Source organism: Methanocalculus chunghsingensis (genome assembly GCF_018132105.1).
In the GTDB taxonomy this organism is placed as follows: Archaea; Halobacteriota; Methanomicrobia; order Methanomicrobiales; family Methanocorpusculaceae; genus Methanocalculus; species Methanocalculus chunghsingensis.
In genome coordinates this window covers 25,498-51,527 of sequence record NZ_JWHL01000014.1, presented here as the reverse complement: position 1 = coordinate 51,527, position 26,030 = coordinate 25,498, and the positions used below count along the sequence as shown (strand labels likewise).

General features: G+C 53.2%; 26 protein-coding genes. 8 read left to right on the top strand and 18 right to left on the bottom strand.

The window, feature by feature from the left end:
* Nucleotides 1-5 precede the first annotated feature (5 nt).
* Nucleotides 6-1,010: a PAS domain-containing protein gene (locus RJ53_RS08890; RefSeq protein ID WP_211531268.1), complete on the top strand. Its 1,005-nt coding sequence runs from the start codon at nucleotides 6-8 to the stop codon at nucleotides 1,008-1,010.
* A gap of 4 nt (nucleotides 1,011-1,014) precedes the next feature.
* Complete coding sequence (locus tag RJ53_RS08885) at nucleotides 1,015-1,560, top strand: DUF7504 family protein (RefSeq protein WP_211531267.1); 546 nt, start codon at nucleotides 1,015-1,017, stop codon at nucleotides 1,558-1,560.
* Nucleotides 1,561-1,573: 13 nt separating this feature from the next.
* On the opposite strand, the gene RJ53_RS08880 is transcribed toward RJ53_RS08885, so the two are convergent.
* On the bottom strand, nucleotides 1,574-2,791 hold the full coding sequence (locus tag RJ53_RS08880; protein WP_211531266.1) for a phosphoglycerate kinase: 1,218 nt from the start codon (nucleotides 2,789-2,791) through the stop codon (nucleotides 1,574-1,576).
* A gap of 81 nt (nucleotides 2,792-2,872) precedes the next feature.
* On the opposite strand from RJ53_RS08880, the gene RJ53_RS08875 reads away from it, so the two are divergent.
* Nucleotides 2,873-3,595: a class I SAM-dependent methyltransferase gene (locus RJ53_RS08875; protein WP_211531265.1), complete on the top strand. Its 723-nt coding sequence runs from the start codon at nucleotides 2,873-2,875 to the stop codon at nucleotides 3,593-3,595.
* Here the strand turns inward: RJ53_RS08875 and RJ53_RS08870 are convergent.
* From RJ53_RS08870 to RJ53_RS08810, 13 genes are all read right to left on the bottom strand, one after another.
* The gene (locus RJ53_RS08870; RefSeq protein WP_211531264.1) at nucleotides 3,584-4,213 is read right to left on the bottom strand and encodes a V-type ATP synthase subunit D; all 630 of its coding nucleotides are present in this window, start codon (nucleotides 4,211-4,213) and stop codon (nucleotides 3,584-3,586) included. The genes RJ53_RS08875 and RJ53_RS08870 overlap by 12 nt on opposite strands.
* A gap of 6 nt (nucleotides 4,214-4,219) precedes the next feature.
* On the bottom strand, nucleotides 4,220-5,596 hold the full coding sequence (locus RJ53_RS08865; protein ID WP_211531263.1) for an ATP synthase subunit B: 1,377 nt from the start codon (nucleotides 5,594-5,596) through the stop codon (nucleotides 4,220-4,222).
* A complete protein-coding gene (locus RJ53_RS08860) occupies nucleotides 5,593-7,341 on the bottom strand; it encodes a V-type ATP synthase subunit A (RefSeq protein ID WP_211531262.1) in 1,749 nt (582 codons plus the stop codon). Before RJ53_RS08860 ends, RJ53_RS08865 begins: the two co-directional genes overlap by 4 nt.
* A complete protein-coding gene (locus RJ53_RS08855) occupies nucleotides 7,332-7,634 on the bottom strand; it encodes a V-type ATP synthase subunit F (protein WP_211531292.1) in 303 nt (100 codons plus the stop codon). Before RJ53_RS08855 ends, RJ53_RS08860 begins: the two co-directional genes overlap by 10 nt.
* Entirely contained in the window at nucleotides 7,634-8,692 is a 1,059-nt protein-coding gene (locus RJ53_RS08850) for a V-type ATP synthase subunit C (protein WP_211531261.1), read from the bottom strand. Before RJ53_RS08850 ends, RJ53_RS08855 begins: the two co-directional genes overlap by 1 nt.
* Nucleotides 8,693-8,705: 13 nt before the next feature.
* The gene (locus RJ53_RS08845) at nucleotides 8,706-9,284 is read right to left on the bottom strand and encodes a V-type ATP synthase subunit E family protein (protein WP_211531260.1); all 579 of its coding nucleotides are present in this window, start codon (nucleotides 9,282-9,284) and stop codon (nucleotides 8,706-8,708) included.
* Between the two features lie 12 nt (nucleotides 9,285-9,296).
* Nucleotides 9,297-9,551: an ATPase gene (locus tag RJ53_RS08840; protein ID WP_211531259.1), complete on the bottom strand. Its 255-nt coding sequence runs from the start codon at nucleotides 9,549-9,551 to the stop codon at nucleotides 9,297-9,299.
* A gap of 2 nt (nucleotides 9,552-9,553) precedes the next feature.
* Complete coding sequence (locus tag RJ53_RS08835; RefSeq protein WP_211531258.1) at nucleotides 9,554-11,527, bottom strand: V-type ATP synthase subunit I; 1,974 nt, start codon at nucleotides 11,525-11,527, stop codon at nucleotides 9,554-9,556.
* On the bottom strand, nucleotides 11,514-11,843 hold the full coding sequence (locus RJ53_RS08830; protein ID WP_211531257.1) for an ATPase: 330 nt from the start codon (nucleotides 11,841-11,843) through the stop codon (nucleotides 11,514-11,516). The genes RJ53_RS08835 and RJ53_RS08830 overlap by 14 nt, the downstream gene beginning before the upstream one ends.
* Before the next feature lie 46 nt (nucleotides 11,844-11,889).
* On the bottom strand, nucleotides 11,890-12,369 hold the full coding sequence (locus tag RJ53_RS08825) for an alpha/beta hydrolase (protein WP_211531256.1): 480 nt from the start codon (nucleotides 12,367-12,369) through the stop codon (nucleotides 11,890-11,892).
* Complete coding sequence (locus tag RJ53_RS08820; protein WP_211531255.1) at nucleotides 12,366-12,521, bottom strand: hypothetical protein; 156 nt, start codon at nucleotides 12,519-12,521, stop codon at nucleotides 12,366-12,368. The genes RJ53_RS08825 and RJ53_RS08820 overlap by 4 nt, the downstream gene beginning before the upstream one ends.
* 65 nt (nucleotides 12,522-12,586) lie before the next feature.
* Nucleotides 12,587-14,521, bottom strand: a complete 1,935-nt coding sequence (locus RJ53_RS08815; protein WP_211531254.1) for a type II secretion system F family protein — start codon at nucleotides 14,519-14,521, stop codon at nucleotides 12,587-12,589.
* Nucleotides 14,518-16,200, bottom strand: coding sequence for a type II/IV secretion system ATPase subunit (locus RJ53_RS08810; RefSeq protein WP_211531291.1), 1,683 nt, complete (start codon nucleotides 16,198-16,200; stop codon nucleotides 14,518-14,520). Before RJ53_RS08810 ends, RJ53_RS08815 begins: the two co-directional genes overlap by 4 nt.
* Nucleotides 16,201-16,639: 439 nt before the next feature.
* Between RJ53_RS08810 and RJ53_RS08805 the strand changes: the two genes are divergently transcribed.
* Nucleotides 16,640-17,470: an RAD55 family ATPase gene (locus tag RJ53_RS08805; RefSeq protein ID WP_211531253.1), complete on the top strand. Its 831-nt coding sequence runs from the start codon at nucleotides 16,640-16,642 to the stop codon at nucleotides 17,468-17,470.
* The gene (locus RJ53_RS08800) at nucleotides 17,471-18,250 is read left to right on the top strand and encodes a KaiC domain-containing protein (RefSeq protein WP_343221871.1); all 780 of its coding nucleotides are present in this window, start codon (nucleotides 17,471-17,473) and stop codon (nucleotides 18,248-18,250) included. It begins immediately after the preceding gene.
* Here RJ53_RS08800 and RJ53_RS08795 read toward each other — a convergent pair.
* The 4 genes from RJ53_RS08795 to lonB all read right to left on the bottom strand — a co-directional run bounded on the left by RJ53_RS08795 (nucleotide 18,247) and on the right by lonB (nucleotide 23,673).
* On the bottom strand, nucleotides 18,247-19,026 hold the full coding sequence (locus RJ53_RS08795; RefSeq protein WP_211531252.1) for a 4Fe-4S binding protein: 780 nt from the start codon (nucleotides 19,024-19,026) through the stop codon (nucleotides 18,247-18,249). The genes RJ53_RS08800 and RJ53_RS08795 overlap by 4 nt on opposite strands.
* A 93-nt stretch (nucleotides 19,027-19,119) precedes the next feature.
* On the bottom strand, nucleotides 19,120-20,412 hold the full coding sequence (locus RJ53_RS08790) for a TldD/PmbA family protein (RefSeq protein WP_211531251.1): 1,293 nt from the start codon (nucleotides 20,410-20,412) through the stop codon (nucleotides 19,120-19,122).
* Nucleotides 20,405-21,742, bottom strand: coding sequence for a TldD/PmbA family protein (locus RJ53_RS08785; protein ID WP_211531250.1), 1,338 nt, complete (start codon nucleotides 21,740-21,742; stop codon nucleotides 20,405-20,407). The genes RJ53_RS08790 and RJ53_RS08785 overlap by 8 nt, the downstream gene beginning before the upstream one ends.
* A gap of 2 nt (nucleotides 21,743-21,744) precedes the next feature.
* A complete protein-coding gene (lonB, locus tag RJ53_RS08780) occupies nucleotides 21,745-23,673 on the bottom strand; it encodes an ATP-dependent protease LonB (protein ID WP_211531249.1) in 1,929 nt (642 codons plus the stop codon).
* 85 nt (nucleotides 23,674-23,758) lie between these two features.
* Between lonB and RJ53_RS08775 the strand changes: the two genes are divergently transcribed.
* The 3 genes from RJ53_RS08775 to RJ53_RS08765 are packed head-to-tail and all read left to right on the top strand — an operon-like array spanning nucleotide 23,759 to nucleotide 26,012.
* On the top strand, nucleotides 23,759-24,604 hold the full coding sequence (locus RJ53_RS08775; RefSeq protein ID WP_211531248.1) for a ribose-phosphate diphosphokinase: 846 nt from the start codon (nucleotides 23,759-23,761) through the stop codon (nucleotides 24,602-24,604).
* Nucleotides 24,601-25,560, top strand: a complete 960-nt coding sequence (rtcA, locus tag RJ53_RS08770; protein ID WP_211531247.1) for an RNA 3'-terminal phosphate cyclase — start codon at nucleotides 24,601-24,603, stop codon at nucleotides 25,558-25,560. The genes RJ53_RS08775 and rtcA overlap by 4 nt, the downstream gene beginning before the upstream one ends.
* Entirely contained in the window at nucleotides 25,557-26,012 is a 456-nt protein-coding gene (locus RJ53_RS08765) for an NOB1 family endonuclease (protein WP_211531246.1), read from the top strand. Before rtcA ends, RJ53_RS08765 begins: the two co-directional genes overlap by 4 nt.
* The last annotated feature ends 18 nt before the right edge of the window (nucleotides 26,013-26,030 follow it).

Sequence of the window (26,030 nt, the reverse complement as noted above, 5' to 3'; positions counted from 1 at the left end):
TCAGGATGAGTGAGGGAAAAGAACTGAATCTATCTGAATTTGATATCCTGAAGAGGACCTTTGAGGCGATCGAGGACCCCATCTTCTATCTGGATACAAACGGGGTCATTCTTCATGCAAACAGTGCTTCAGGCAGACTCCTCGGACTCCCGCCCGAGAAGATTCTTGGTGAGCAGTGCTTCCGGGTTGTCCACCATACCCCGACCTTCATCCGGGGGTGCCCGTTTGTCAAGGCGAAAGTAACAGGAAGACGCGAGATATATACCGTCAACCTTGCGAACCACTGGTACCAGGTCTCCGTCGATCCGGTGAAGGACGAGAGCGGGGCAGTCATCGGGGCCGTTCATATCCTCACCAATATCGATACGGTGAAGAAGGTTCATGAACTTCGGGCAGTACTCGGGGCCATCATCGAGATGACCCCGGATGCGATCCTTGGAGAAAAGCCGGATGGAACGATCATCTCCTGGAATCATGGTGCCGAGGAGACATTCGGGTACTCTGCAGACGAGATGATCGGAGAAAGTGTCGCAAAGATCATCCCCCCGGGTTATCTGGATGACTGGAAGGGAATACTCATGCGTGTCCAGCGTGGTGAGCGGATTGAACAGTTGGAGACACGCCGGATACGAAAAGGTGGTGAAGAGCTTGAACTCTCCCTCTCCCTCTCCCCGATCCTCGATGAGCGAGGGATTGTCACCGGGATAGCGGTCATCGGCAGGAATCTCACCGAGATCCGAAAGGCAGAACGTGCACTCATCGCCTATGTGACTGAAGCGGCACTCCGGATCAAAAACCCGGTCGAGATCATTGCCCATACTCTCGAGGAGATTCGCCATCTCCATCAGGCTGGTGCCATCACTGATGAGGAACTCAGTACAACACTTCTCATTCAGGTGAAGCATGCGATGAAGATCGTCGAGAATGTCGGTGATCTCCAGCAGTCCATCATCAGCGGCCTTGAGGAGATACCGGAATCGTACCGGCGGTTCCTGATGGACGAGGAGTGAAGGAATGGGTATTGCAGATAGTGAAGGGTCGTCGATATATCTCTATATCTCAGATCCTTCCAGAATGAAACAGATGAACCTGAATATCGTCAATGATCTTGTGAGGAAGAACACCTCCTGTATCATCGTCACGACAAACATCCCGTCATCGATCCTTGCAAATCTGTACAGAAAAGAAGGTATTGTGATGGAGAAGATCCATTTCATCGATGCGATAACGAAGTATTCGCTCGGTTCAGCACCGGCCGATCAGGAGAATACCACGTTCACCTCAAACCCGGGAAATCTCACAGAGCTCGGTATCGCCATAACAGAGGCTTTGAAGAAGCGAAAAGAAGAGGATACCGCTCTGATATTTGATTCCATCAGTACCCTCCTCATCTATCTCTCATCACCGAATATCTCAAAATTCATCCATTTTCTCTCAAACAAGATCCGGCTCCTTGATCTCAAGGGGGTGTACCTGAGCGCTGCGAAAGGTCTTGATCCCCTCCTCCTGACCCAGATCAGCTCGATCGTTGATGAGGTAGTGGAAACTCCAAAAGAATAATCTTTTCTTTGCCCTATCGCCCGAAATACTCCCAGGATGCCTCAAGTGCTGCTACAGCAGGGAGCTTCTTGCCGGTCAGAAACTCGATGCAGGCTCCCCCGCCTGTTGAGAGGTGGGAGTATGCTGATTCAAGCCCCATCTTCTCGATGACAGCGGCGGTATGGCCTCCCCCGACGACGGAGAACTCGACACCTGCTGCTGCTCGGACGAGTTCATACGTCCCGATAGCAAAGTCTGGATCCTCAAAGACACCGGCGGGACCGTTAAAGACGATGGTGCCTGAGGATCGGATCTGGTCAACCATGCTTCGTACCGATTCGGATCCGAGATCAAGGATCGGAGTATCCTGTGGAATTCCGCTCACCGGGTACTCGGCCCTCTCCCCCTTCTCTCGTACTGCAACTGTTTCGGGGAGGAGAACCTGATCCGCATATTGCGCAAGGATATCCCTTGCTTTCTGGATCTCCCCGGTATATCCGAGGCTCTCGATCAACTGGCGTGAAGGCTCTCCGATCGCTCTTCCTTCTGCCGCAAGGAAGATGTTTCCCACGACACCAATGGCAAGGATCCTGTCTGCGATCCCATTCCTGAGAACATGATCGGCAACAGCGATGGAATCATCCACCTTGGTTCCACCCAGAATGAAGGTGATCGGGTGGGGTGCGCCTGACGAGACCTTTGAGAGCATCGTTATCTCACGTTCCATCAGAAGACCGGCGACCGTCTTCATCACTCGTGGTATCCCTACAACAGTTGGTTGTGAGCGGTGTGCAGTTCCGAAGGCATCATTGACGAAGAGATCCCCCATCTCAGAGAGGCGGCGAACGAGATGGGTCTTTGCCGCATCCTCCGGTTTCATCGTCAGATTCTCCTCGGCATTGAATCTGACGTTTTCGAGCATAAGAATCTCCCCCGCCCGCATCGTCCGGATCGCTTCATGTGCGGTCCGTCCGAAGATATCATCAATATAGGTGACAGGCCGGTGGATCAAGCGTTCAAGCTTCTCTGCATGTGATGCAAGCGTGGTAAAATCTTTCTTCCCCGGCCGGCTCTGGTGTGTAACAATGACGACCTTTCCATCTTCAAGTGCCCTGATCGTCGGGATATGCTCTCGAAAACGCTTATCATCAAGGATCATCTCTGATGTGGGATCGATAGGAGAGTTGAAATCCACCCGCACAAGCACCGTCTTTCCTCTGATATCAACATCCTGCAATGTACCAAATGCCATAAAACTACCTGCCGAACTCCTGATATATCATATGAAGACCTAGACAATATTCATTTCTAATAAAGCCCAAGCATATCCATCATGGATTATATCTTTACCTTTTTTGAAGAGCTCACGATGCTGGGACCGGGGGATGACCGGGTAACCAGAGAGATCATCGACTCTCTTGAGATCCCGGAGTCTCCGGTGATACTCGATATCGGATCAGGGAAAGGGCGTCAGACACGAGTACTTGCAGCAGCAAAACCGGATAGCAGGATCATCGCAGCCGATATTCATCTGCCGTACCTCAGGGAGCTGGTGGCGATGCGGGAGGTCTCTCCTGTCTGTGGATCGATGGATAGTCTTCCATGCAAAAAAAGCTCCGTTGATCTGATCTGGTCTGAGGGGGCGATCTATACCATGGGTTTCTCCGCAGGCCTGACCGCCTGGCGACCTCTGCTGAAAGAGGGGGGACATCTCGTTGTATCCGAGATCTGCTGGCATCGATCCGATCCACCCGAAGAGCTCCGAAGATTCTGGGAAGAAGATTGTCCGGGGATCGGATCGGATGACGATCGGATACGGGATGCAGAAGATGCGGGCTATTCTGTAATAGCCACACCACGGCTTTCGAGGAAGGCATGGGAAGAGTATTACACGCCAGTGATCGGGCAGATTGAGATCTGGAAGAAGATATATGATACGCCCGGGATTATGGACTTTTTATCGGAGATGGAGAAGGAGATCAGGATATTTCGGGAATATGGGTCGTATTATGGTTATACGTTTTTTATTCTAAAAAAGGATGGATCAGGCCTGTGACCGGGCCTTAATCTTCTTTAAGCGGAAGAGCTCTTCACGCTCCATCTCATCGAGACGCATCTTGATGAAGTCACGTGCCTCCGTCTGTTCGGGGATGACCTTGAACTCAAGAGCGTTGACACGCCGTTTGGTACGTTCAATCTCATCGAGGAGCCTTTTCATCGTCGTCTCGATCTCAGCGTTGTGGATGATCGTCTCGAGGAGATCCTCAAACGCATCCGCGGCCTCATCAATGACCGAAGAGGTACCGATGATGCCGTATCCCCGCTCCATCGGGTTCTTCCTCACACTTGAGGATTTGATGTCAGGGACGACGACTCCCATGATGTTCTTGCTTTTGAGCTCGATCTGTGGTACATCTCCAACAGAGAAGGCAGCAGCCTTCACACCGATGGCGCCTTCAACCGTATCTGCGATGGCGATCATCTCCTGTGCCCGTTCATACTTCCGGGCAAGCTCGTCGCGGGTGTCCTTCGCCTGTTCAAGGATCTTGAAGAACTCAAGGATCAGCCCGTCACGTTTCATCTTCAGGAGCTTATAGCCGCGCTCTGAGAGCTTGATCCTCCTCTTGAGGGCGATCAGCTCAGATCGGGTCGGCTTTACGTCGCGGAGCGCCATGGCAGGTTACTCCTTCCGGTACTTGGGATGGTACTTCCTGATCAGATCACGGTCGATCCTGACGAGCTGCTCTTCCGGCAGTGTTGCAAGGAGCTCCCAGCCGACATCGAGGGTTCTCTGAATGGTCCGATCTTCATTAATGCCCTGACGGACGAACTGGTTCTCAAAGTAGTCTGCAATTTCAAGGAAGAGCCGATCACGCTCGGAGAGCGCATCTTTTCCAACGATTGCGACGAGACCACGGAGATCGTTTCCTTCCGCATATCCTGCATAGAGCTGATCCGAGACCTTTTTGTGGTCATCACGAGTCAGTCCCTCGCCGATACCGAGGTTCATCAGACGCGACAGCGATGGAAGAACATTAATCGGCGGGTAGATGCCTTTCCTGTGAAGTTCACGGGAAACAACGATCTGACCCTCGGTAATGTACCCGGTGAGATCAGGGATCGGATGGGTGATATCATCACCCGGCATCGTCAGGATAGGAATCTGGGTGACAGAGCCTTTGACTCCCTTGATGATACCGGCACGCTCGTAGATGTTGGCGAGATCGGTATACATGTATCCCGGATATCCACGTCGGCCTGGAACTTCTTCACGGGCTGCACCGATCTGACGGAGCGCCTCACAGTAGTTGGTCATGTCCGTGAGAATGACAAGAACATGGTATCCAAGCTCGTATGCAAGATACTCTGCGGTGGTCAGTGCGAGACGCGGGGTGATGATACGCTCGACAGCCGGATCGTCTGCAAGGTTTAAGAAGACGACCGCACGCTCAAGAGCACCGGTCCGCTCGAAGTCCTCCATGAAGTGGTTGGCTTCCTCTTTTGTGATACCCATTGCAGCAAAGACGACAGCAAAAGACTCAGTTGAGCCTGGAACCTTTGCCTGACGTGCGATCTGCAGCGCGATATCATTGTGGGGAAGACCTGATCCTGAGAAGATCGGAAGCTTCTGTCCACGAACGAGGGTATTTGTACCGTCGATTGTGGAGATACCTGTCTGGATGAAGTCCTTCGGGTTTCCACGTGCGTATGGGTTGATCGCGGCACCGGTGATGTCGAGCCGCTTCTCAGGGACGATCTCAGGTCCACCGTCGATGGGCTTCCCGCCTCCGGAGAGGATACGGCCGAGCATTTCACGTCCGACCGGCATCTTGATCGATTCACCAAGGAACCTGATCCCAGAGTCCCTGCCGATACCGGCAGTCGTCTCAAAGACCTGCACGACGACGAGATCATCGCTTGTATCAAGGACCTGGCCACGCTTGATGGTGCCGTCTGCGAGCACGATGTTGACCAGTTCCTGGTATCCGACCGGCTCGGTCTTCTCGACAAAGACGAGAGGACCGGCGATCTTGGTCACTGTCTTATATTCCTTCATGCTCCTGCCCTCAGTGCGGTGAACTCAGACTCCATATCCTTATGGATCTGCTCAAGCATCGGCTTGTAGTCACGGGTGAACTTGGTCTGCGGGAGATCTGACTTCGCCTTGATGCTGATGATCTGCTGCGGAGCAACACCGGCAACCTGTGCAGCATATGCAAGCTCAGCATACACCTTGATGGCCTTCATGATATCAAACTGCTTCGTCATGTCACAGTAGGTATCGACATCATCGTAGGCATTCTGCTGGAGGAAGATCTCACGGAGCATCCGGGCAACCTCGATGGTGATCTGCTCAGATTCGGGGAGTGCGTCGGATCCGACGAGCTGAACGATCTCCTGCAGTTCTGACTCCTTCTGAAGAACTTCCATCGCCCAGGAACGGAGCTTGTTCCATTCAGGGGAAATATTTTCGTCATAGTAGTCATGGAGCTGGTCAAGGTACAGGGAGTACGAGTTTAACCAGTTAATTGCAGGGAAGTGCCGCCGCTGGGAGAGTTTTGCATCCAGTGCCCAGAAGACCTTCACAATACGGAGTGTGTTCTGGGTAACCGGCTCGGAGAAGTCACCGCCTGGTGGGGAGACTGCCCCGATGACAGTAACGGATCCGGATCCACCTGCGAGCGTATCGACGAGACCCGCACGCTCATAGAACTCAGAGAGACGGGCAGCAAGATATGCAGGATATCCCTCTTCACCTGGCATCTCTTCAAGACGGCTTGAGATTTCACGCATTGCCTCAGCCCACCGGGAGGTAGAGTCTGCCATCAGGGAGACATCATAGCCCATGTCACGGAAGTACTCCGCGATGGTGATTCCGGTATAGACCGATGCTTCACGTGCAGCCACCGGCATGTTTGAGGTGTTGGCGATCAGGACGGTCCGCTCCATAAGGGGCTTTCCGGTCTTTGGATCATCGAGATGCGGGAACTCTGTAAGAACCTCGGTCATCTCGTTGCCACGCTCACCACAGCCGATATAGACGACTATCTCTGCATCAGACCATTTTGCAAGCTGCTGTTGGGTAACGGTCTTTCCTGAACCAAATGGTCCCGGAATAGCTGCCGTTCCGCCTTTTGCAATTGGGAAGAGACCATCAAGGATACGCTGCCCTGTGTTGAGCGGGATCTTCGGGTTCTTCTTCTCTGTTACCGGACGTGGAACACGGACCGGCCAGATCTGCATCATCGGGTACTGAGATCCATCCTCAAGGGTGATGACGGTCTCATCGACTGTAAATGATCCTGAGCTGATCGACCTGACGACCCCGCCCTTTGCGTTGGGGGGGATCATGATCCGATGCATCTTGTTCGTCTCCTGGACCTCGCCGATGATCTGGCCTGGTTGGACCCGGTCACCTGCTTTGACGAGTGCTTTAAATTCCCACTTCTTCGATCTGTCAAGACCGGGGGCAGTCACACCACGCTCAATGAAGTTCCCCATCTTATCGACGAGGACCTCAAGAGGTCGCTGGATACCATCATAGATACTGGTCAGGAGCCCGGGCCCAAGCTCGACTGCGAGCGAGAGGCCCGTGTTGGTGACGGGCTCACCCGGCTTGATACCGGAGGTGTCTTCATAGACCTGGATGATGATATTCTCACCATCAATCTTGATCACCTCACCCATCAGCTCCTCATTACCTACCTTGACGACATCATACATATGTGCGTCAAGGTTGATTGCGGTGACCACGGGCCCCGCAATCCTTTTGAGAATTCCTGATTGCTTTCTTACTTCCACAGATCAACACCCACTGATCGCTTTATCCGCTCTCTCAGGGAGAGACCACCTGTTTCGCCACCGATGGAGATGACGGTTGGTTTCACCGAGTTCTCGAGGGCTACCTGGAGTTTTCTCGGGACCTGTTCCATATCTGTACTCTGGAGGACGAGGATGCCCACATTCGGATCCTCAAGGGTCCGAGTGATCGCCTCTGTGAGTTTCTCCGGGGTTTCAGCTGCATAGGTCTTATGAATCCCTGCGAGCCGGAAGCCAAGAATAAACTCATCTTTTCCGATTACTGCGATCTCCATCATATCACCAGATAGTTCTCGATCCTCTCAGCAGGAAGGTTTGCCTGCTTCCCCCGTGCGAGTGCCCGAAGATTCGTCACCTCATACTTCTTCTTCTCAAGATAGACGAGAATCGGATGAATTGAGAATGGATTTCTCTTCGAGAGCCGATCCATATACTCAAGCTGTGCACGGATCAGGGCATTTTCGACTTCATGAATGGGTTTCTCTTCACGAAGCCCCTCCAGGACCTCAACAAGTGTGGAGCTCCTTACCTTCTTCTTCAGAGCATCAATAAGTTCATCGATACTCTCCATCTGTGAGAGCCGCCTGAGTTCTTCTTCGCTGAACGAGGCACCGGGAATGAAAAGACCTTCCATCTCTTCCTGTGAGCTGACATGCCCTCTCAGCCTGAAGATTGTCTTGATATTTCTGGTATCGATATCCAGCTGGATGGATTTGAGGAACTGATCTCCACCCTTCAGTCCGCCGGATGCCTCATTAATGAGATCGGCATAGAACTGGCGGTAGAGTTCGTTCTCAAGTCGTCCAAAGGATCCCTTCTCGATCGCGGCAGGCAGCTCCCGTTCGATGACGGCATAGAGGGGGAGCCCTTTGAGCATCTCGATTGCACGTTCGCTGGACTCTTCTGAGATCATCCGGTCCAGGAACTGTACATCGAGTGATCCAGCCGGTACGACGACTTCCTTGATCTTCCCTGCTTTCATCCCCTGGTTCTTACCACGGATGATGGTGAGAACATTCTGGATGTCCCACCTGCGGAGATAGGATTTGGTGAACTGCTTAAGGATGCCAGGGGTGATCTCCAGAATCTTCTGGAACTCTTTTGCGAGATTCCAGGAGAGTGCCTCCTCGACGAGATCTATCCCGTCGAAGGATGCGGCAAGCTCATCGATCTCCCGTTTATACTCCATCTCCTCGATATGACGGGTGATCTGGGGAAGGCTCATATTGAGCATCCGGAGGTATTCTTCTCGCGGGAGCAGTTTGGATTTACGGACACGCATTCGCGTGCAGACGTAGACATAGGGCGCTGTTCCGCCAGTCACCACAGACATCAGCTCATTCCCCCTACCCAAAGAGAATATCCGAGGCGTCTTTTAACCCGGATTCCCAGACTTCGTCGAGGAAGGTCTGATAGCTGAGGTCTATGGTCAGCTGATCGTCTGCACTTTTGACAACGACGCCACCATCGATATCGATGACACCGCCAAACGAGTATCCGCTCAGAGTCTTCAGTTCGGAGAGGGCAGCCTCCACGGCTTGTTTATCACGACTGTTGCAGAAGACACGTCCTTCTTTGATCTCCTTAACGATCGCCTTGAGGAGTTCGCGGACCGCCTTTGCATGGGCGGTCTCGGAAAGCTCTGATATAGCGACCTTCGTCTCGTTATAGATCTCATCGAGCATCTCTTTCTGCGCGTTGAGGACTTCACGCTTGACGAGGAGATTTGCGGCTGAGATCTCCTGTGCCATCATCTGGCCGATCTGCCGCTCTATCTCTGTCTCTGCATCCTGTTTGATCAACAATGCCTTTTCTGCTGCTGCAGCTATGATCCGTTGGGCCTCTTCGTTGGCCTCATTCCGGATAGCAGTGGCTTCTCTCTGCCCCTTCTCCCTGATCTCTTCTGCGACAACTTCTAGTCCCATTGTCGGCTCCACTCAGAACAGGATCAGCAGTGAGACAACAAGGCCGAAGATGACGATCGTTTCCGGAATAACCGTAAGCAGAAGTGCCAGACCGAAGATATCCTTGTTCTCTGCGGTTGCACCTACAGCAGCTGCACCGATACCCATTTCGGCAACACCGGCACCAATACCGGTGAGACCTACTGCAAGTCCGGCTCCAAGTGCCTTCATACCCATCTGCGATGCTTCGACCATTTCAACTGTTACGATTGCTGTTGCTAAATCCATTTTTAATCCTCCGTTAATCTCTTTTTCATTCCAAATGGTTTATACTTCTCTCCACCGCCTTTGTAGAATTTGGTGAAGAACTCAACGTACTGCAACCTGAGAGACTGCAGACCGCCTCCAAGGAGACCAAGTGCCGTATTGAGAAGATGGCCTACGAGAAGGACGGCAATTCCGACCACAATAATGATAATTCCGACAACGGTCAGCTCTTTGAGGTTTGGCTCAATGAGCATCTCGATAGCGATGAAGTTTACCACCATTGCAATCGCCACTGATGAAAGACCGACAGCGGCAAGACGCGTATAGGAGAGCGCATGGCTGACGATCGAGGGGATCTCAATAAGTTCGAGAGGAGATTCTCTCATGACTGCAATGGTTCCTGCCACAAGAAGCAGAAGACCAATAATACCTGCTGCATTCAGTCCCATTACAACTGCCGGGAGCATCGTCAGGTCAGGCATCAGCGGAATCGCTGCAATAGACCAGATAAGGAGGAGTGCACCCCACATTAATGCTATCCAGCCAACCTGTCCCATGACATGTACCATATCACGGTGACGATAATGGTTGACAACTCCCATGCATCTACCCATGGTCATTTGAAGAATGCCCAGCCATACTGCAAATACCAGAAGAACAGCGATATCACCCTGGTGATGGGCGTGTGATCCGATAAGCAGGTGTCTGCTCAGAAGTGGTTCCCAGAGCTCAATATCCAGGGCACCTGGATGAGCACCGAATATCTCGGCATATATGACACCAAATATGATGGCTGATATACTGGCGTTTCTTAGAACATTGAGTAGATGTTCGACAGTTTCACCTTTCAGCACCCGTTTCAGACCGAGTGCAAGACCAAGCAGAACCAATCCATACCCTATATCTCCAAGAATAATTCCGAAGAATAATGGGAATATGATCGCAATCATCAATGTCGGATCAAGTTCGTCATACTTGGGTCGTGAATAAATATCCACAATCGTCTGTGTCGGTTTTGCAAAATCCGGGTTGTTATACTCAACCGGTGGTTTGCTCTGTTCACCCGCACTCTCTTCCGCTTCCATCACAAGGATCCGGTCGCCGGTTGCCTGTGACAGCCCGGATTTGACGGTCTCTACATCACCCGTCGGCACCCAGCCATCGGCGATGAAGATGAGCTCGGTGGTTGCGAACCTGAGTGGCGCTTCTGCCTGCTCGACATCTGCACTCAGAACCTCGTCACATGCTGCGAGGAACTGCCCGTTCTCGGATTTGAGTGTTTCAATCTTCCGGTCGATCTCCGCAATCTCTGCGTTTAAGGTAGAGATCTCTGACCTGTACTGGTCGATCTTCTGTCGGACAGATCCATCCTCCGCCGGAATCGGGATCTGTTGGAATTCTGCGTTCCCCAGAGCCTCTTCGACGGCACTCCGATCTCCGTTTTTAAAGAAGATGACCATTGTGCCGCCACTCTTGGCGGGTGTGTAGAATTTTTCATGTGGAACAGGAATATCGATGTCGCGGGATGTTCGTCCTGCGATGACTGATATGGAATCATATCCATGATATAAACCAAGTTCCAGTGGTATCACGGAGAAGGGCTCTAACTCTGCGATACGCTGTTCGTTTACCCTGATTCGTGCTTCGGCCGATGATCGCTGTGCCGTGAGATTGCTGACCTTTTCTTCAATTTTTGGTAGGTCACGCTCGATAATCTCTCTGATCGAGGCCGCAGGACGTTTCGGGGCGCCGAGATAATCGTCAGGTGTCAGTCCGAAGGTATTCTCGATGGACCGGATCTTGATGAGATCGGTTGAGAGCTCAGTTGCTCCTGCCATCGGCTGTCCGATTCGGACTCCTTCAAACCCTTCTTTCCCCTGATCGGTATAATCGGTGATGTGAAATAGGTGATGACGATATAGTTCAGTCACAGCTGACGACATCTGCTCCTTTGATCCAACAATGAGCAGACGCGTCATCGTCTTAGGCTGTAACATGAACTCTCTCCTTGAATCTCTCGATGAGTAAAGAAACAGCTTCTTTCTGTCGCTTATTACCCTTTGATCTGAGTGATTCAGCTTGCTTTCTGCCTTCCTCCAGGATTAGGGAATGCTTCTTTGCAGCTTCGTTTCGTGCATCTGTGAGACGCTTCTTCTTGTACTCCTCGGCGACAGATGCCGCCTTGGCAATCTGATTATCAGCTTCAACCCGGGCATTTGCAATGATCTGCTCACGCTCAGCCGATGCTTTTTCGATCATCAGACGGTACTCTTCTTCGGTCTTTTTGATGCTCTTCAGAACCTCAGTTTTCATCCAACCCTCCTCTCACGGCAACAGAATAATTGGTTGATGGAAGCTCTTATAATTGTTGTTCTGTTTCCAGAGGCTCATTCGGGAGATAGCTCCATGATTTTACCCCAGAAAGGTTTTCAACAAAAATAACGCCATCTTTGCCGGATAATACGCCTCCGGAGAGATCTTCACCTGAACAGAGGAGATGCTGCTCTGGATGTGTGCCCCGGATTATCCCGCATGAGAGGTGGATCTCCGGGCCTGCTGATAGAAGATATCTGAGCCTTTTTGATCCCGGATGCTCTTTTGGAAGAACCAGAAGGGGTTGATCATAGAGCCGGACGAGATCAAGAAGATACTGTGCCGGCCGGACAAACCCTCCTTCGGGTGCAGAGACGGCGATGATGTCATCAGGCATAATACCCTGGACAAATTCGTCATCGAAGGTATCGATGATGAGGGGAAAGCGCCTCCCTGCCCGGGCAACAATGAGAAAAGAAGTATGTCCTCTGATGAGGACTGCACGATCACCTGGTGTCAGGATCATGCTTCTGTGAGGTTATCGGACTGGCAGGTCGGACAGATGGGATGTTTCCCAACCGCTTTGAAGGTTGCATTGCAGTCACGGCACCGGTAATCCTTCCCCTTTACCCGATCCTCTTCCATCTCCACATCATGGGCTCCACCAACAGTACACATGGTTCAATCACCTACGTTTCTTTTCCCGTAGAGATATAATAAGGGTATCGCAGAAAAGTTTCCGATTAAAAGATTGCAAAAATCACAAAGGCCGCAAGGACCATGATACAGGAATGCTTGACGCCGGCAGCCAGTGTCGATTCGCCCATCAGCCCTGCGAGGAGTCCTGAACAGATCGCCTGGATGACAACGGCATGGTAGAAGAGCCGGCCGTAGGTGAGTGCTGATATCGCACCGACTGCCGAGAAGGCTGTCCCGGCAGGTGCACTATCGGTATCTGCCATCTCAATGACCGGAAGGAACTGGGTTCCGATGACCATCACGACGAAGATGAAGACAAAGAAGGCAAGGTAGACGACGGCGGTATAAAGGAACATCTCCCCTCCCCGTTCTCTCTTGAGGGTCTCGCTCATCTCGGCATCACTTGCGGCGATGTTGAGTACCTGTCCGATCTCGCCGCTCATCGCGCTTGCACGCGTGATCAGGGTGACTGTGCGGGAGATGGATGGTGTTGAGAGGCGTTCCTCAAACCTGACAAGAGCATCTTCCACATTGGCACCCCATTCGAGATCACGCTTGATCTTTTTGATCTCATAACTGAGAAGGCCGAGATTCGTCCTGACGAGGATTGAGAGTGCCTTGGCAATAGTGAGGCCGACCTCATTGATCCCTGCCAGCCGCTGGAGGAAGTCGGGGAGTGATGCTTCGATCTCACTGATCCGCCTGCTCCAGATGGTATGTGCAATGGCATACGGGCCGAAGATGATGAGGAATGTGGCGATGACGTAATCGTCAAATACCCGGATGAAGAGCTCGGTATTCCCATAATCGGGGATCTGAAGATACCAGAAGGTGAGATAGATTATCCCAATCGGGACGGTGAAGTAAAAGACCCGACTTGGAAGGACAAGAAAGTAATGAAGGGGATCTGAGAAGAACTCGCGAACCCGTGTCATTCTGTCGTACTTTTTCAGCCTCTCGATGAGTCCTTTCTCATGACTTTTCTGTATATCCCTGACCCTGACATCGGGGTACTCATGCAGCTCCTGGACGATTGAATACCGCTGCACCTTATCAGGCTGGGAGGTGATCATATCGATGAAGACGATGAAGATCGCTGTTCCGATAGGTATCAAGGCATAAATGACGATGTTGAGCTGCATCAGTGCGCCAGGCCCCATCATCCCCATAACAACCATGACAATGATCAGGAAGAGTGGCCCGGCGACGAAGAGGGTGACATACCCTTCTGCCACGAGGGAGAGGGTGCTTAGAAACTGTTTCTGCTCAAACCGTGCCTCATCCTGGTAGAGATTGACCTTTGCCTGGAGGAACCCTGTCATGTTCCCCCCGCTCTCGATGACCGAGAGGAGATCCTGGATGAAGTCCTTCATCTTTGCAGACGGTGTGGAGAGCTGAAGTTCACGGAGTGCGGAGACGATATCATGGCCGAAGAAATCACAGTCCCTGACCACCTGCCGAAATTCAAGTGAGACCTCTCCATAGACATGAGCGTTCTCAGAGAGTGACCGGAAGATCTCGATCAGTTCTGCCCCTCCCCTCCTCATCGCATACATATAGGCGACGGCATTGTGGAGTGTCAGGTTAATTCGTGTTGCACGATTGGATTTTACAAGGGCCGGAAATGCAAGTGCTAACCGGAAGGCGGCATAGGCGGATATGCAGAATATGATAATTGATGCAACACTCCGGAAGAGGAGATCCTCAAATGGAAGCTCACCAAGGAGCGGTACTCTCAGGAGGTTCTGGCGGGAGAACTCATAGGCGGCCTGTGATATGACGATCGGTTCAAAGACACCCGCAAGGAAGAAGAAGAGAATACCGAAGATACCACCCGTCAGGCATCCCATAAGGAGGGCATTAAAAAAGAACCGCTCGACGGTGATCCCCATCCGTGCGGAGAGGATATCATTTCTGATATGCTGGAACCGGAGAGGGTCACGGCGGGCAAGCCGCCGGATCCGTTCGTACAACATCATGTGAGGACCTGCCTGAGATCCCCAATCTCTGCGAGGATCAGATCCGGGGTGATCGCAAAGACCGAGAAGATCTCTGAGACTGATTTGAAATCAGTTATTCCCTGGTCATGCATCGCAGTGATCACCTGCCTGCGGCGTTCAATCTCAGCTGAGAGCTCTTCCCTGCTCCATCCCCTGTTTGCGGCTATGGCAGAGTAGACATGGGATCTCCCGGAATATTTCATCTGATCAGAGACGGGATCATACTCAAAGACGTTGTTGAGGAGGACATTCCCTGAGTTTGGTTCAATCCCTGTGATCTCAACGATCTCCTGGCATCTCCTGACCCGTTCACTTCCCCGGAAGATGAGTGCCTGGACCGAGATGATATTCAATGCCTGGAGCATGTTCCTGGGCACATTCAGGGGCTCGGATTCGAGACGGTGAATCGTTGCATCAACCCCGCCGGCATGCATCGTCGAGTAGGTGGTATGGCCGGTGTTCATCGCCTGGAAGAGGGTCTGCGCCTCCGGTCCACGTACTTCGCCGACAATGATATATTCCGGCCGCTGCCGCATCGCCGCTTTGAGGAGGTCGAACATATTGATGCTTCTGCTCCCCTCTGATGAGACCGATTCACGGGTGACGCTGGCGATCCAGTTCTCCCGGTAAAGCATAATCTCACGGGTATCTTCTATCGAGACGACTTTTGCAAGCGGCGGGATGAAGAGTGACATCGCATTCAGTGACGAGGTCTTCCCGGATGCGGTTCCTCCAATATACAGAAGGCTCTTGTTGTTCTCGATGGCAAGCCAGAAGTAGACGAGCTGATCGACGGTGAAGGTACCTTTCTCCATCAGTTCCACCGGGGTGAACGGCTCCGGCCTGAACTTCCTGATGGTGAATGATGAGCCCCGGCTCGTCACCTCGGTTCCAAGCGTCAGTTGCAGGCGGGAGCCGTCGGGGAGGGTCGCATCAAGGATCGGGTTTCCGATTGAGATATGCTTGCCTGATCGCTGGGCGAGGGTGATTGCAAGCGAATTCAGTTGCCGTTCCGGAAATCTGATATTAGTTCTGATGTTCCGATGGACACGGTGGTAAAGGAAGATCGGGATATCATGTCCGTCACAGGAGATATCCTCAATATCGAGATCCTTCATCAGCGGCTCTATCCGTGACCAGCCGAGGAAGTTCCTCTTCAGATAGTACCGTATCTTGTACATCGTCTCCGGCTCAAGGATCAGGCCATACTGGTGGAGGAGATCTTCAGTCTTTCTGAAGAGGATGATGGCGGGCTTCTCCCGGATCTCAATATCCGTCAGGATGAGGATATCGCGGAGATCCTCGTACAGCCGTTCAAGCAGCTCATATTCAAATGTTGTCAGGATCGGTTCGAAGAGATGATATTCCTTCAGCCTCGTCTCTCTGTTGTACGTGATCGATACGAGGGAGAGTCCGGGTTCAATCCAGTACGAATCGACCTCCTCCTCTTTCTCCTTCAGGACGGCAGATACAAGAGGCCCGATGGTCTCATATTCATACTCCGGAATCAGGAGGCTTGCTTCTTTCTTCCCGAAGATTCTGAGGAGTGACCGCCTCTCCGGCAATCCGGGTCCCTGAGCGGCGGCATCGACCGGATCAGCGCGCGTTAAGGTGATCCCCTCCTCTTCTTCACCTATACGATCATCAGGAGTGATCATCTCTGATTCCGGGGTCTCATCAGGTGAAGGGGGTGCATCAGGGGGCAATGCCTCTTCCTCTTCGCGATTCTCCGGGAGGATCACGGCCTCTTCGAGAGGAGGGATCTGCTGGAGCGGGTCTTGTACGATACGGTCATCGTTCACCTCCCTGGATGGGTCGTTGGGTTCAGATGGGCTCTTCTGCTCTCCCTTTCGACGTAAAAAAGAGAAAAAATCTTTCTTTCGTGGTGTGGTATTCTGGTTCTCCCTGAAATGATCGCTCTCCGGTTTCGGGAGATCGCGATCATTCTGTTTCTCTTCATCGAAAGCCACCACTATTACCCCATTGAACGGTCCAATCTCCGCTATTACAGGTATGCTTATCTCACAAAGGGATATATCTTATCCTTAGAAATTGTGGATCCCATGAATTATGGGATCTCTTGTGGGGAACTATTATATGCCTGAAGACACAGTTAGCCGGATGCCGACCGGGATTGCATCACTTGATCCGGTGTTAAACGGAGGCGTGATACCCGGATCGCTCATCCTCCTTCTCTCTGATATTGGTGCAGGAAGTGCTGAATTTGCCTATACCTCACTTATCAGCCATTCCCGGATGGGAGAAAGCCCGGCAACCGGATATGTCGTTCCTGAGGAGATTCGCTATATCAGTATCACCCGGACAAAAGAGGATATTGTCAGGGAGATAACCAGCTCATTTAAGGGTGATCTCACATCCGGAATCCCCGGGAAGGTCGCCTTCTCGGATCTTTCAGGCGGATACTTTGACCGGAGTATCGTCCCTGCCACCTGGTATGACAGCCAGGAAGGTATTATTGCACGGATGCAGCGGAAGAAGGCAGAGAATGACAACATCTTATCTGACCTTATCGGTGAACTCGGTGCAGGGAAGAAGAACGGACTAGTTGTCATCGACTCCCTCACCGATCTTGCAGGCCTCCACACCGATCCCTTACGATGGAAGAACCTTGTCGCCTTTCTTCATGGTCTTCAGAGGGTTGCGAAGACATGGAATACGACGATTCTCCTCCATCTCGCACGTGGTATCGTTGATCCCTCCCGGGAGCTGGAGATCTGTGATGCCGCCGATGCCGTCATTCTCTTCCAATGGGAGGAGAGCTCGGCTCAGCGGCGGCAGAGAACGATGTATTTCCTGAAGTTTCGTGGAGTGATGCCGTATCTTGAAGAGCGGGATCTCGTCAAGTTTGCGGTAAAAATCAGCGATGCCACTGGATTTGAGGTGGCAAATATCAGGATGGTGATCTGAGTGGAAGATGATTTCTCGGCACTTATGGATGAGCCTGTACAAGAGATAACGCAGAGCCGATCTTCAGGACAGGCGGGTGGAAGAGACGAAAAAAGGATAAAAATCGGGATAGAAGGTCTCGACGAGATGCTCGGTGGTGGACTGATCAAGGATTCGGTCTCGTCTCTCATCGGAACATACGGTACAGGGAAGACCACCTTCGCCATCAGCTTTATTTTTGAAGGGCTTCTCAAAGGAGAGACCTGTGTCTTTATCAGCCTTGATGAACGGGCAGAGATGATCATGGAGAGTATCAGGCGGAGAGGATATGATATTGATACCTACCTGAATAAGACCTTCTTTCTGATAAAACTGGATCCGACGGATTTCACGCTTGCCATCAACAGCATCAAGAACGATATTCCTGCCCTTATCAGGGAGACGAAAGCATCACGGGTCGTCATCGATCCCATCTCCCTCTTTGAGGGTCTCCTCCCGGATGAGGCGACCCGGAGGCTTGAGATGTTCCGGTTCGTTGAGATGATGCGGGATGAGAACTGTACCCTGGTGCTGACAAGCGAGACCGATACACAGATCCCCTATGCGAGCAAATACGGGCTGGTTGAGTATCTCGTCGACTGCGTTGTGCTGCTCCGGTATGTCCGGGCAAGTGATCTCTCCGGGACCCACCTTGCGGTTGAGGTGGTGAAGATGCGGCGGTCCCAGCACTCACGGGAGATCAAGCCATATGAGATCCAGCCTGACGATGTTATCGTCTACTCTGAGGCGAGTGTCTTTTAAAGGGCTCCATGCCGCCTGATATGCTCCCAGGCTCTCTGCAGGGCGGGATCTCCTCCTTCCTTCCGGTAGATTCCGGTATCTTCCCTCCCGTACAGGATACGATCTGATCCGATCGGGCAGACCTTGATACAGATGCCACAGGGGGAGATACCCTTCCGGGAGAGTGAGGCGCTGTATTTCGCACATGCCTGTTTATTTGTCTTTCCTTCCGGATACCCCTCTGAACTGACGGCTCTGACAGGGCAGGCTGTGACACATTCCATGCACCGGGTGCAGAGCTCGTCTTCCCGGATGGGATCGGGTTCGATGACAGCTGTTGTCAGGACCGATCCGAACCTGACCCGTGGGCCATACGCTGGTGTGAGGACCATATTATTCAGCCCGAATGTCCCAAGGCCGGCGAGGTATGCTGCATGGCGGTGTGAGAAGAAGGCGACCGGATTTTTGATCAACGCCTCAATTCCTCCATATCCATCCCGTGGGATCGAGACGGAGGGGAAGCCGGCCTGGTTGAGCCGTTCTGCTATCCGGTAGGTGTACTGGTCAAGGAGGGAATTGACGGTTCTGTACATCTCCGCGTACTGAATTGATGGCGATGATTCGAGGGATGGGAGATGGATGGGGAGGCCGATGACGATGACAGATCTGCATCCCGGATAGATCGAATCCGGGTGGTACTCCTCCGGAACCTCTCCTCTCCACCTCGTTGCATCCGCCACCCCCATAAGGGGAATCTCATGATCCGTACACCAGCGTTGCAGAATCTTCTTCATCATGAAAACCAGACTGATCTCGTCTTCTTTGTTTAAAAGATAATGTTTGTCTGATGATAGATCTGGGGAAAAAAGGTGGCAGGGATGCCTGTCTCTCTACCCGACGAGCCGCATATCCGAAACCCGGACTGGTGGAACGATGACCGATCCGATCCGGCGTGGCGTCTCCCCCATCCCGACGATCTTTCCGAGCATCTCAAAGATATTTCCGGCAAGCATCGCTTTTCTGATGGGATCGCCTTTCTCTCCGTCTTTCATGAAGAAAGAGTTCTGTACTTCGACCGAGAAGTCTCCGGTGAGCGGGTTGGCGGTATGGGCGCCGATGACATCGTGGATATAGACGCATCTTCCCTCACCCGGCTCAGCCATCCGTTCGGCATCAAAGATCATATTATGAATCCCTATCCCGATCCCCCCGCCCGGACCGCCATGTGATGCGTTTCCGGTGCTCTTCGTCCCAAACCGGTATGCGGTCTTGAGATCATAGAGGTAGGATGTCAGGATACCATCTTTGATGAGGTCTATCTTTGATGTGGGGACACCTTCTGCATCGAACCGGGTACTTCCAAGGCCGCCCTGGTAGAAGGGATCATCGGTGACGGTCAGATCTTCCGATGCGATCACCTCTCCGAGCTTGCCTGCAAGGAAGGATCTTCCCAGATGGACATTTCTTCCGTTCAGCGCTGACTGAAGGAGGGATGCGGCGAGGCTTGCGAATGCCATCGGTGAGAAGAGGAGATCATAGGTTCCGGTTGTCATCGGGACACCATTTCTGGATCCTGTTGCCAGTTCAGCCGCCGTCCGTCCAATTGCATGGGGATCGATGTCCATGAAGGCTGATCTGTCATACTCAAAACCAGTGGACTGATCCGCGATCGCTTCAAGGGATGCGGAGACCGAACTATGCTCTTCGTGGTAGCTGATTCCGGCAGAGTTTGCAAGGAGGACGGTACTGAGTGAAAAACCTGCCCCGCCCCCGACAACCATTGCTTCGGGATACTCTTCTGCACCTTTGAGAAGGTCGTTACAGAAGGAGAGGGCAACATCCGGATTGAGCCTGACCGATGGATCGAATGCAAGCGGTTCACCTGGGAGTGGAACCGGTCCGGGGAGACCTCCCCATGGGACTGCCTCTGCCAGGCGGGCGCTTGCTATTGCCTGATCGAGGCAGGAACGCCATGTATCCGGGCTGCTTGTGCTCGATGATCCGATCCTTCCGCCATCGATGACCCTGATGATGAGACCGGTGCCATAGGATTCTCCTGCATGAGCCGGTACCGTCTTCTTCAACTCAATCGAGACGCTCTCACTTCTGATGCAGGCGACCTCAACTTCATCGACGATACCCATCCCATATTCGATGATATCGTCTTCAATGCCTTCAAACATCGCCACTTCCTCCGATGATCGCTTCTTCAAGGAGAAGATGGGGTGACCCGTCCGATACAGGGACGCTCTGTCCCCCTTTTCCACAATATCCCGGATGCATCCGGAGATCATTTCCACAGAGGGCTATTGTGTGGAGTGTCTGGAGTATCTCGCCAGAGAGTGAGACATCCTTAACCATCTCCTTCAACTCGCCCCCTTCGATGAGATATCCGTACTCGGCATTGAACTGGAAGACGCCACGGCCAGGATCGACCTGGCCGCCACGGGACCCCGCAAGGAGAATGCCATCCCGGCATTCCTCGACGATCTCATCGTAGCTGGCATCTCCCTCTGCAATGAAGGTGTTGCTCATCCGGACGATCGGGACATTGCCCGGCATCGCCCGTGCATGGCCCGCATCTCCGGATCCGACTGCTGCAAGGGTCTCACGTGAATGGATGTACCGCTTCAGGATGCCGCCTTCGATAATCGCGGTCCGTGCACCCCCGATCCCTTCAGCATCGATCGGCTCAAATCCAAATGATCTGAGGGTCGGATCATCGATGATCGTGACGACCGGGCTTCCGATCGCTTCACCGATCCGATTCCCAAGAACAGATGCACCTTCCTTGACGAGATCTCCCTCGCTTGCATGGCCGACCGCTTCATGGGCAAAGACACCACCCAGTTCCGGATCAAGAACCGCCCGCATCCGTCCTCCCTTCGGCTTCTTTGCATCAAGGAGTGCAACCGCACGTTTTCCGGCCTTCTCTCCGTCAGATCCCCTGTGCCTGATATTGAGTCCGTCAATCGTATGATCGCGGACATATCCCATCTCCATCATTCCGTTGCGTTTTGCAACAGCCATCACAGAGAAGCCTGATCTGCAGATGGTATGCGAGGTCTCATATCCGGTCGAGTCGAGGAAGAAGACCGTCTCGTTCCGCTCGGTATAGGTGCCACGGGTGCTGGTAATACCAGGAAGGGAGGCTGCCTGTGTGATCTCCATCAGGAGTGCCGCCTTCTCCTCGAGGGATACCTCACGGGGATCCTCCTTCATCGAAGGAACAGGAAGGGGTTTCCGGTTCTCTGCGTCTGCAAGGACGACGTCCTCCCGGGTGACTACTGCAGCTTTTTCTGCCCGGCTGAGGTACGCAGAGAGCGAGGCCCGATCATCAGGGTCAAAGGGGGAGACGGTCACGATTCCCCACCCTTTCGGGCCGAGGGCACGGATGACCGCCTTTGAGAAGAAAGAGACGCCTGCAGCCTCAATATCTCTGTTATCGATATCTATTCCTGTATGCTCTCCGCTGACATACCGGAGATCCCAGTACCTGAGGTTTGTATCCATTGTTATGCAACACCTGGTTCGGTCTGGCTCTGTGATTTCTGGGGCTGGACGGCATGTTCGGCGAGCTTCCTGAGTTTGACAAGGAAGCCTTCCCGGTTCTCGGGGACGAGAGCACGCTCAAGGATCTCTTCGATATGGGAGACCGGAATGATCTCTATCATACTTTTATATCGGTTCTCGATGAGGACATCCCCCAGATTTGATGCCGGGATGAAGACCTGTTTGATCCCTGCTTTTGCCGCCGCCTCGATCTTATAGGTGACACCTCCGATAGGGAGGACATCCCCCCTGACCGAGAGTGATCCGGTCATTGCAACATCCTGCCTGACCGGGATGCCTTCGATCGCTGAGATGACCGCTGTTGCCACCGAGACGGATGCCGAGTCGCCTTCTACACCCTGGTACGTGCCGATGAACTGGACATGGATATCGATATTCCTGATATCCTTCCCGGTGAACTTCTTCAGGATTGCAGAGACGTTTTTGATCGACTCCTGTGCAATCTCCTTTAAGAGACCGGTTGCGATGACCGTCCCGGATGCCCCCTGTGCGGGGGTCACTTCAGCGACGATCGGAAGGACCGATCCCGAGTCACTCCCCATCACGGCAAGCCCGTTGACCTTCCCGATGGCTGTTCCGGAGACGATGGTGAGATCATAGTCCCGGCTCCGCCTGATGTACTCGTCTGAGATCTGGTCTTCGACTGAACGGGCTGTCTCTTTTGCGGCGATGACATGCTGAGCGGTCGTCACCTCAGCACCTTCTCCCCGTGCGATATCCCCGGCGACACGGACAAGACCGCCAAGATCACGGAGTTTGAGGGTGAGATGCCCCTTCCGGTTCGACCGCCTCCGTGCTTCCCGAATGACTTCGCTGATGGCACTGCGGTCAAATGGCGGGATCTTCCCGTCATTTTTGACCTCCTGGGCGATGAACCTGATGAACTTCTCCCGGTTCTTCGGGGTATCATCGATCGTCTCCTTCATGTAGACCTCATACCCGTACCCACGGATACGGGATCTGAGGGCTGGATGCATCCCCTGCATTGCATCGAGATTACCTGCGGCGATCATGACAAACCTGCAGGGAACCGGCTCGGTCCTGACCATTGCACCGCTTGAACGCTCGCTCTGCCCGGTGATCGGGAATTCTCCCTCCTGAAGGGCGGTAAGGAGGTTCTGTTGCGAATGCGGGGTGAGGGTGTTGATCTCATCGATGAAGAGAACTCCTTTATGCGAACGGTGAATGGCGCCTGCCTCGACACGGTCGTGGGACGGGGTCTCAAGACCTCCTGACTGGAACGGGTCGTGGCGGACATCGCCGAGGAGAGCTCCTGCCTGGGATCCTGTCGCATCGATGAACGGGGCTTTTGCATCTTTGCTGGTTGATACAAGGAGTTTTGGCACCATCACATCGTCGCGTGGCATCATCGTCCTGAAAGCGAGGAAGATGAAGGCAACAGCGATGATACCCATGAGGAGCATCCCTGAGATGAGGGCATATCCGATGATACCAAAGACGATCATCAGCATCAGCATATTTCGCCATTGTGCCCGCTTTCGTGCATCCATCTTATGTGCGCCGACGATCTCTTTTCCCCTGCCGGATGGTACGGTCCGGATGAGGGGGTTGTTATTATCATCAGAGTTTGGATAGACGAGAATGTCCTGCATCTCCTCTTTTGGCAGAAGCTCGGACATCGCCTTTGCAAGCATCGACTTGCCGGTACCTGGTGTTCCGATCATCATCACATGCCGTCGCTGGATCGCTGCCTTTCTGATCACCTCGACTGCCTGCTCCTGACCGATCACCTGATCGATGAGAGACTGGGGTACTTCGATATCCGCCGTTGTGACAAGGTCGATCTCACCGAAGAGTCCTTCCTCATCCTGATCCGCCACCGGCTCATCAGTCAGTTTTACCGTATCCATTCTGAAGTATACCTCACGAAACGTTGAATGCTTATATATAGCAGGTCAATAGTTTAAGTAGTTTCAGTACAGGGAGATACGTAATATGAAGGTCGTATGCACGGAAAAAACCCAGATTCTCGGAGCAAGAGTTGCCGAAGAAATGGGCGCCCCTCTGGGTGAGGTGAAGGTATCCCGGTTTCCTGATGGAGAGTTCTATCTCCGGGCATTGGACCTTGATGATGAGACGGTGATCGTCTCGTCATTACCTGATAATGATGCCTTTGTCGAGCTCCTCCTGCTGATCGATGCATGTGAGGGATCTGATGTAACCCTGGTTCTTCCCTATATGGGATATGCACGCCAGGATAAACGGTTTCATCCGGGCGAGCCGATCAGTGTCCGGGCGATCGCCTCGGCATTGAGCAGGGGTGTTCAACGGATCATCACAGTCAATATCCATGAACCTGCGGTACTGCAGTACTTCAGGGTGCCTGCAGAGAACATCTCCATCGCACCGGCTGTCGGGACGTACCTCTCCCGGACCGGTATTGTTGATCCTCTCATCCTTGCTCCGGATGATGGTGCATCGGAATTTGCCAGAGGAGTTGCATCCATGGCAGCGTGGGAGTATGATTTCCTTGAGAAGACCCGCCTCTCCGGTCATGAGGTCCGGATTGAGCCGAAGAACCTCGATGTCAACGGGAGGAGGGTTGTTATCGTTGATGACATCATCTCGACGGGAGGGACATTAGCAACTGCATCACAGATGCTTGGAGAGCTTGGTGCGGTGAGTATCCAGGCTGCCTGTGTTCATGGTGTCTTCTCAAGCGGTGGATATGCCCGTCTTATCGCTGCGGGGTTCTCTGATGTTGCCTCGAGTGATACCATCGAGCGGGGCTGCTCAAAATTCTCTGCGGCTCCCTCCATTGCAGAGGCGCTCAGGCGATGAAGGTTATCGACGGCGCCCTGCTTGAAGGGGGTGGCCAGATCGTCAGGGCCGCCGTCGCCCTGGCATCCCTGACCGGGGAGGAGATCAGGGTTATTGATATCAGGGCTGCCCGTTCCCCGCCGGGCCTTGCTGCCCAGCATGTTGCCGCCGTGAAGGCTGCTGCCGCCGTCTGCCATGCCCGGATGACGGGTGTCACGGTGGGATCACGGGAATGTACCTTTCTTCCCGGTACCCCTGAGAGGAGGACGGTCGCTATTGATATCGGCACTGCAGGGAGTATTCCGCTGCTCCTCTCAGCATGGCTCCCACAGGCTCTTTTCACCGGCGGCGTGATCACCGTTACCGGAGGAACCGGGGCGATCAATAGTCCGACCATCGATTACTTTAACGAGGTCTTTCTTGGCTATCTCCGGGCTCACGGGGCTGCGATCGATCTGGTGATCGAGAGGAGAGGGTACTATCCGGTTGGTGGGGGCTCAGTCACCGTAACTGTTCTGCCATCCGATCTGGCTCCCCTCGGTTCATGTACACCAGTTGGTGCCGGGATCATATCTGCTTCATCAGGACTCCCTGATCATGTCGCATCACGGCAGGCAGCTGCAGCAGCTGCGGTTGTTGGTGATCTTCCTGTCCGGATCGTCAGGCAGGCCGGACCCGGGGTCGGCTCGACATGCACCGTCTGGAGCCCCGGTCATGGGGGTTCAGCCGTCGGGAAGAGGGGGCTTCCGGCAGAGGAGGTTGGGAGAATGGCTGCGGAGGCATACCGTGACGGGCTTGGATGTGATTGTGACTCCTATCTCTTTGATCAGTTACTGATCTACCTCGCCATCTCTGGGGGTAGGATTAGGACCTCCCGCCTCACGCTTCATGCGGAGACGATGATCCATCTCCTTGAACAGTTCGGGTACTCCCTCTCCCTCACTTTTCGTGACGGGTGTGTGGAGGCGTCGGCATGATGGTCGTCTGTGATGCTTCCTTCTTCTTCGGCGAGTATCCTCTGGATGCCGGGCTTGTTACGACACCGGAGGTGGTATCCGAGCTCCGTGATCTGGGATCAAAGTGCAGATTCGACCTTCTCCGGGAGCAGGGGCTCACCATTGCCAGCCCGAATCCGGGATCCATCAGCCGGGTGAAGAGGGCCGCGGCATCAAGCGGGGATCTTGGTGTCCTCTCAGAGACTGATATCGGCCTCCTTGCTCTTGCAGATGAGATCAACGGGGTGATCGCAACCGATGACTTTGCTATCCAGAACGTCGCTGCCGTCCTTGGAGTTGCCACGCGGCCGATCCTTCAGCGGAAGGCAAAGAAGCGTCAGTGGAAACTTGTCTGTACAGGGTGTCTCCGTGAGGTCGAATCCGGATCTGACTGCCCGGTATGCGGCGCATCGCTGAAACGAAGAAATAAATAGATGGGTATCGATCGTACT